The following is a 1,604-nucleotide window of genomic DNA, read 5'->3' as shown; positions in this document are numbered from 1 at the left end:
CGCTGATCGCGGCCTATCTGGAGCGCCGCTTCGTTGCGCCCCGCCCGTCCGAGAAGCCGCCGGCCGAGCAGATCCTCGCGACCTTCGATTCGCTGGAGAAGCGATTCGCAGCGAAAGACTTTCGCGGCTGTCCGTTCGTGAACGCGGTCGCTGAACTTGGCAACGAAGACCGTGCGGTGAAGAAGATCGCCATCGCCTTCAAGGAAAGCCGCCGCGTCTGGTTTCGCGACCGGCTGAACGAGCTCGGCGTCAAGGACGCCGACGCGCTCGCGACCCAGCTCGTGCTGCTGGTGGACGGCGCGATCGCGCAGGACCTCGTGCGCGACGATCCCGCGATGGCCCGCGCGGCGCGGGAGGCGGCAAAGGTGCTGCTGCGGAACGCGGGCGTAAACGTCCCCTAAGCCGCCGCCTGCTCGCGCGGCTGGTAGATCGCGGTGTGCTGGCAATGCGCGATCGGCGTCGTGCCGTTGGCGACGACAAGCGCGTCGAGCTCGACGAAACGGTGGCCCTTCTTCTCGTAATTCGCCGTGACCTTGGCGCGCGCAGTGATCTCGTCGCCGGTGCGTGCGGCTGCGAGAAGCTGCATGCGGCTGCCGACGTGAATCCATGGGCCCAGAATCGTGTTGTCGACGAGCACGCGATTCATCACCCGCTGGATCAGGCCAGGGTGGCCGAGCCCTTCTCGCGCAAGAACCGGGTCGCTCTCCCTGATATCGGCGAGATAGTTTTGCGCGTCCTGCCCGGCCCAGCGGCGTGGCGTGGTGCCCAGCCATTTGCCTTCCTCAAACGTCGCGGGGCTGACGGGCTTGCGCTCGGCCACGGGAGGCACCGCGACGTAGTCACCCAGCGCAACCGCGGGCGCGGCCGCCGGCAGCGACGCGGTCCCGGTCGCGCAGAGCTCGGTCCGGCTAAAGACCTCGATCGTCAAGAGGCCATTGTGCTCGGTCGCGTCGACATCGGCGGTCTCGCCGTCATAGACCGGCTTGATGAAGCGCGCCTCGATCAGCCCTCGCTCAAGAAAATCGCGGCCCCAGCGCGCGATTGGCACGTGCATCATGTAGGCGAAGACGTCGACACCCGGCACCAGCCCGCCGGAAAAGCCGAAGCGGCGCGCCACCGTGTCGTCGTGCATCTTGTTTTCGGATTGTTTTGCGGTGTTGTAGGCCTCGACGCGGTAGGTCTCTAACCGGTTCGGCATGGCGTCCGCCCTTCCCAGATTCTTGTTGTTTCGGCCCTGATCGTACGGCCCCGGGAACCCCGGTCAATCCCCTCGCCTTTGCGGCCCGAATGCGGTACCACGCCGCGGAATGACCGATATTTCCAGCATCACCCGCATCTATGTCGATGCCGACGCCTGCCCGGTGAAGGACGAGATCTACCGCGTCGCGGCCAGGCACGCCCTGCCGGTGAGCGTGGCCGCCGGCAATTTCATCCGCGTGCCGCAGGACCCGCTGATCGAGCGGATCGCGGCAGGCAGCGGCATGGACGCCGCCGACGACTGGATCGCCGAACGGGCGGGCGCCGGCGACATCGTCGTGACATCAGACATTCCGCTTGCCAGCCGCTGCGTGAAGGCGGGCGCCGACGTGATCGCGCCGAACGGC

Annotated in this window: 3 protein-coding genes; 2 read left to right on the top strand and 1 reads right to left on the bottom strand. The window is 67.1% G+C overall.

Translation table 11 applies throughout. From position 1 onward, the window contains the following. The coding region (locus C2U70_RS32725) for an LmrA/YxaF family transcription factor (protein WP_186294606.1) at positions 1–401 on the top strand (401 nt) is incomplete at its 5' end. Here the strand turns inward: C2U70_RS32725 and C2U70_RS32720 are convergent. Beyond that, positions 398–1,198: a hypothetical protein gene (locus C2U70_RS32720; RefSeq protein ID WP_140982920.1), complete on the bottom strand. Its 801-nt coding sequence runs from the start codon at positions 1,196–1,198 to the stop codon at positions 398–400. The genes C2U70_RS32725 and C2U70_RS32720 overlap by 4 nt on opposite strands. 109 nt (positions 1,199–1,307) lie before the next feature. Here C2U70_RS32720 and C2U70_RS32715 point away from each other — a divergent pair. Continuing rightward, positions 1,308–1,604: DUF188 domain-containing protein (locus C2U70_RS32715; protein WP_186294605.1), on the top strand; the 297-nt coding region annotated here is incomplete at its 3' end.

Origin of the sequence: Bradyrhizobium guangdongense, assembly GCF_006483445.1 — a bacterium.
Taxonomy (GTDB): Bacteria; Pseudomonadota; Alphaproteobacteria; order Rhizobiales; family Xanthobacteraceae; genus Bradyrhizobium; species Bradyrhizobium guangdongense_A.
This window is presented reverse-complemented; position numbering and strand designations above follow the sequence as displayed.